Below are 5,542 nucleotides of genomic sequence, written 5' to 3'. Positions count from 1 at the left end.
ACATATCGCATTATTAGCCACGTTTATGCCAGGCTCTCCGGTTATATTTAAATACTTATAATTATTTTTTCGCTATATTCAGCCGCATTGTCTGCTGAATATCAGGCTACCCGGAATTGACAGGGCTGACATGGATTTATCTTCGGACTCTTCACGACCTTTACTGAGCATTGTTGTTGCCGTCTATAACGGGGAAAAATTTCTTCCTCAGTTTTTTGACTGCCTGCTGAAACAAACACTTCCTGCCTGGGAGTTGATCCTCGTTAATGACGGTTCCAAAGATAATACGGATGCTGTGCTGCGTGAATGGCAGGACAAATTCCCGTCTGTCACTATTCTGGAGCAGGTAAATCAGGGCGTCTCGGTGGCGCGGAATACCGGTTTTGCCGTGGCAAAAGGGCAATACATCACGTTTCCGGACATTGATGATGTGATTCACCCGCAAATGTACGGCCGCCTGCTGGAAATTGCGCTTGCCGGAAAACTGGATGTGGCAACCTGCAATGGTACCTATGTTTATGAAGACGGGCGTGAACCACGGCCGATTTTCCCGCCTGATCGTCTGCGTTCCACCGGCGTTCTTTCCGGGCCGGACTGGCTGAAACGGGCACTCAACTCCCGTAAGTTCCTGCATGTGACCTGGCTGAACCTGTACCGCACTGATTTTCTGCGTGAGCAGGGCTATTATTTTGAGCCGGGGCTGCACCACCAGGATATTCCGTGGACAACCGAACTGCTGATGACCGCAGCGCGGGTGGAATATATTGATGAACGTTATTACGATTATCTGATCCATTCCGAATCGGTATCGCATACGCCGCCGGATGACAAAATCCGCGTACGTACAGTCCATAATTACATGAAAATCCTGGAAATGCTGGACGATATCAATCAGCGCCATGCGGATGTCGCGAAGCAGATCCCTGCCTGTCACTGGCAGATTTCCAAAGAAGGGCTGGGGATCCTGCATACCATCAGTGAGATAGAATCTCCGGAGGTGAAACAGGAGATTGTGCGTGAACTGTTTGATCGCGGGATCTGGTCACTCATCTGGGATAACGCCAAAGATTTGCGGCTGCGCTGGCGGCTGGCACGCCGTTATCCGCGTCTGAAAGCGATTCTGAAAGACGCCGCGGAGAATACAGCAACACCGGCCTGACGGCCGGTGTTTTTACATCGGTTACATCCGGACTTTGCGCGACAGCAGCGCGACCAGCAACAGCAGCGCGACCACGGCCAGCAGTGCAGCGGGCAGGGTGAAGCGGTAAGCAATCAGCCCGACAGACGCCGGTCCTGCCAGAATACCGAGATAACCCAGAGTGGTTACCGCCGGGACGGCAACGGCCTGCGGCATACTGGTCTGGCGGCCGATAGCGGAAAACATCACCGGTACCACGTTGGCACATCCCAGGCCGATCAGCCCGTAACCGGTGAGCGCCAGAAGCCAGTTGTCACTCAGCACACTCAGCAGAAGACCACCGGCAGCCAGCAGGGCGCCCCACAGCACCACCTGCGGCCGTCCGAGTACCGCAACAATTTTGTCGCCGGTCAGCCGCCCGAGGGACATCAGCACCGCGAAGCAGGCAAAACCCAACCCGCCCATGCTTTCCGGCACATGACGATACTCTGTCAGGAAAACCGCACTCCAGTCCAGCACACTGCCTTCGGCCAGAAAGGTGGCGAAGCAGATAATCCCTATCAGTAATACCGCACCGCGCGGCACAGCAAATGCAGGGCCTTCTGACGGCCAGGCGTAATCCAGCATGCCTTTATAACTGAGAGCCAGCAGCAGAAGGCAAATCACCGTTACGGCACCGGCCGCCTGTAATGCGTCCATCCCGGCCAGCATAAAGCCGCTCATGGCACCCGCACCGGCAATGCCGCCGACACTGTAGAACCCGTGAAAGCCGGACATCATTGGTTTTGGTGCCGCTTTCTCAACAATAATGGCCTGAATATTCATGGCACAGTCGGTAATGCCGATCCCCATACCGAAAATAATCAGCGTCAGAGCCAGTAACCCGGTGTGATTAATGACCGCCAGCAGTGGCAGGGCTGCACTAAGCAGGAGAACGGAAACAGTCATCACCCGGCGGCAGCCGAAACGGGTGGTCAGTACACCGGTCAGCGGCATGGCGACCAGCGCACCGCCGCCGAGACAGAGCAGTAATAACCCGAGAACCCCGTCATTCACGCCGGTGTTCAGTTTGGCAAACGGCACCAGTGCTGCCCAGGCCGCGGAGGCAAAACCGGCGACAAAAAAGAGCGCGCGGGTGGCTATCTGTTCCCGTTCCGCCGGTACGGCGGGCGGTGTTACTGTAATTACATCACTCATTCACAACAACCTTTGTAATACGAATTTATAATCATAATCATTATACGATTATTAAATATTTTTGTTCAGAATAGTCAGCACCTGCTGATGGAGACGCGGACAACCACTGGCGAGAACAGCTCCGCCCTGTATGGCCGGTCCGCCGTCAAGGGTTGTCACACAACCACCGGCCTGCTCAATGATCGGGATAAATGCAGCGATATCATATGGCTGAAGGGCGTAATCAAAGCACAGGTCGATTTTACCTGCCGCTACCATCGCCATGGCATAGCACTCGCCGCCGAAACGGGTCATTAAGACCTTTTCCATCAGATCGGCCAGCCGGATTTCCGGGAAACGGGGCATCGGCTCCGGTGAATTGGTGTGCAGAATGGCATTGGCCAGGGTAATGTTTTTGCGGGTTTTCATCACATATGTCCCGTGCGGGCTGCTGTGCCAGCTGCGTTCACCGTCTGCCCAGAAACGCTCGCCGGTGCAGGGCTGGCTCATCATTCCCATAACAGGTGTTCCGCGACAGGTTAATCCGACCAGTGTTCCCCAGACCGGCAATCCGAGCATAAACGGGCGGGTGCCGTCCACCGGATCAAGGATCCACTGATAATCCCCTTCGCCGGTCAGACCGAACTCCTCACCTAAAATACTGTGCTGCGGATATGCTGCGCTGATCATTTCCCGCAGTGCGATTTCAGCCTGCCGGTCTGCATCCGTTACCGGATCAAAACTGACACCTTCTTTGATTTTGGTATCGACGGACAGTGTATGCCCGGGTAAAAAACGCGGTAACGTCTCTTGTGCTGCGCGGTTGGCTAACTGATGAAAAAATGCGATATCCGGATGATGTGTGTTCACAGAATGACCTCAGCAGTGACAGGGTTTTGATTGACCCGCAGGGGATGCCCGTTTATGATGCTTTATGCAATTTACAGGAGAAATATATGCTCGATTATGCAGCTTTTCCGGAACAACGGCAAGCCCTGATCCGACAGTTATTACACAGTGACGGCCGGGTACAGTGCAGCACACTGGTTGATCAGCTTGGTGTATCAGAGCACACCATCCGCCGTGATTTGCAGGTTCTGGCGGATGAAGGGCTCTGTAAACGGGTGTACGGCGGTGCGGTCAGTGTACTGGGCGATGTGGCGGATTTTCAGCAGCGGATCGGGCAGAACAGTGCAGAAAAAGAAAAAATTGCGCTCGGTTGTGCAGGATTGATCCGCAATCACAGCACGATCTTTCTGGACGGGGGGAGTCAGAACCTGTTGCTGGCACAGCACATGCCGAAAGATTTTTCCCTGACCGTGATAACACATAGTCCGCTTATTGCAGCCGCACTGAGTGACTACCCGCATTTTGAGCTGATTGTGCTGGGCGGAAAGCTGCACCGCGCTTCCGGCACCTGCATCGGGGCACAGGCACTGGAGCAGCTGTCTTATCTGAATATTGACCTCTGTTTTCCCGGCGGATGCGCACTGGATGCGGACAGTGGTCTGACGGTCACCGGATTTGAGGAAGCCGCTTTCAAACGGGCACTGATAAGACAGAGCAGTCTGACCGTGGCCGGTGTGACCGGTGACAAACTCAGCCGTATTGCACCTTACCGCGTGGCGGCATGTGAGGAACTGGATCATGTGGTGCTCACTCTGAAGGTTCCGCAATCTGCCCGTGACCTGCTGACAGCCCGGGGTTTATCCCTCATTATGGTGTAAACACACTTCTGCCGGACAACACTCTCTTTCCGGGTCTGTATCTTTTCTTACGCAAACGATTGCTTATTGCCTCGTTCTGAGGGAGAATATTGTCCGTCAGGCGATACGCCTATTATTAATCCTGTCTGGAGAGTGCAAGATGCAAAAACATGCTGAACTGTATCGTGGGAAAGCCAAAACGGTCTACACCACGGATAATCCCGATCTGCTGATTCTGGAATTTCGTAATGATACATCAGCACTGGATGGTGAGCGCATCGAGCAGTTTGACCGCAAGGGCATGGTCAATAATAAATTCAACCACTTTATCATGGGTAAACTGGAAGCTGCCGGTATCCCGACGCAGATGGAACGCCTGTTATCTGATACCGAAATTCTGGTGAAAAAACTGGATATGGTGCCGGTCGAGTGCGTCATCCGCAACCGCGCTGCCGGTTCACTGGTGAAACGTCTGGGCGTGGAAGAGGGTATGGTGCTGAATCCGCCAATCTTCGATCTGTTCCTGAAAAATGACGCCAAACATGACCCGATGATCAATGAATCCTACTGCGAAACCTTCGGCTGGGTCAGCCGGGAAAATCTTGCGGAAATGAAGCGCCTGAGCTACATCGCCAATGACGTATTATCCCGTCTGTTTGATGACGCCGGTCTGATCCTGGTGGATTTCAAACTGGAATTCGGTCTGTATAAAGGTCAGGTAGTGCTCGGCGATGAATTTTCACCGGACGGCAGCCGTCTGTGGGATAAAGAAACTCTGGATAAAATGGATAAAGACCGTTTCCGTCAGAGCCTCGGCGGCCTGATTGAAGCCTATGAGGAAGTGGCACGCCGTCTGGGTGTGAAACTGGATTAATCATTCATCTCCTGAATGTATGGCCGGTGATAACAGAACCCGCGTATCACCGGCATTAAGCTGATTTATCACTCCCCTGAAAGAAAGAAGCATTTTTCCTCACTTCATTTTCTCTGTACTATGTAGTTATCCGACTATTATCCGATAAACAGAGAATCATCATGCGTTGGCAAGGGCGTCGCCAGAGCGACAATATTGAAGACCGCCGCAGTGCGGGGGGCAGAATTCCGGGCGGATCCGCAGGCGGGCCGCGTATTCCGCTGCCGCGTGGCAAAGCCGGACTGGTTGTGGTCGTTATCGTGGTCGTGGCCGGTTTTTACGGCATTGACCTGACCGGCCTGGTTACCGGTGATCCGGTTAATATCGGGCAGACCACCTCACAGCAGCGTCCGGCACAGAACAGTGCACAGGAGCAGAAACAGGCGGAATTTACCGGCGTGATGCTGGCGGAAACCGAAGCGGTCTGGGGACAAAAATTCGCACAGATGAACCGGCAGTACCGCGAGCCGAAACTGGTGCTGTACCGGGGCGCAACACCGACCGGTTGCGGTGCAGGGCAGGCTGTGATGGGGCCGTTTTATTGTCCGGCAGATCAGAAAGTCTATATCGACCTCTCTTTCTACGATGACATGCGCACTAAATTAGGGG

Annotated in this window: 6 protein-coding genes; 4 read left to right on the top strand and 2 right to left on the bottom strand. The window is 53.7% G+C overall.

Annotated elements, in window-relative coordinates; translation table 11 throughout:
* The first annotated feature begins 130 nt into the window (after positions 1-130).
* Positions 131-1,159 (top strand): glycosyltransferase, encoded by a 1,029-nt coding sequence (locus GN208_RS17425; protein ID WP_004235294.1) that lies wholly within the window; start codon positions 131-133, stop codon positions 1,157-1,159.
* A gap of 21 nt (positions 1,160-1,180) precedes the next feature.
* Here GN208_RS17425 and GN208_RS17420 read toward each other — a convergent pair whose 3' ends face one another.
* Both GN208_RS17420 and GN208_RS17415 read right to left on the bottom strand, forming a co-directional pair.
* Positions 1,181-2,335: an MFS transporter gene (locus GN208_RS17420; RefSeq protein ID WP_004235295.1), complete on the bottom strand. Its 1,155-nt coding sequence runs from the start codon at positions 2,333-2,335 to the stop codon at positions 1,181-1,183.
* 51 nt (positions 2,336-2,386) lie between these two features.
* Positions 2,387-3,184: an inositol monophosphatase family protein gene (locus GN208_RS17415; RefSeq protein ID WP_049246305.1), complete on the bottom strand. Its 798-nt coding sequence runs from the start codon at positions 3,182-3,184 to the stop codon at positions 2,387-2,389.
* 86 nt (positions 3,185-3,270) lie between these two features.
* Between GN208_RS17415 and GN208_RS17410 the strand changes: the two genes are divergently transcribed.
* The 3 genes from GN208_RS17410 to GN208_RS17400 all read left to right on the top strand — a co-directional run.
* Entirely contained in the window at positions 3,271-4,041 is a 771-nt protein-coding gene (locus GN208_RS17410; RefSeq protein WP_015422764.1) for a DeoR/GlpR family DNA-binding transcription regulator, read from the top strand.
* A gap of 139 nt (positions 4,042-4,180) precedes the next feature.
* Complete coding sequence (gene purC / locus GN208_RS17405; protein WP_004235306.1) at positions 4,181-4,894, top strand: phosphoribosylaminoimidazolesuccinocarboxamide synthase; 714 nt, start codon at positions 4,181-4,183, stop codon at positions 4,892-4,894.
* A gap of 161 nt (positions 4,895-5,055) precedes the next feature.
* A partial coding sequence (locus GN208_RS17400) for a neutral zinc metallopeptidase (RefSeq protein ID WP_243828498.1) occupies positions 5,056-5,542 on the top strand: 487 nt, incomplete at its 3' end.

The sequence above is a fragment of the Morganella sp. HSTU-ASny43 genome (assembly GCF_022819185.1).
Lineage (GTDB): Bacteria > Pseudomonadota > Gammaproteobacteria > Enterobacterales > Enterobacteriaceae > Morganella > Morganella morganii.
The sequence above is the reverse complement of the archived record's forward strand: the minus strand, read 5'-3'. Positions and strand labels throughout refer to the sequence as shown.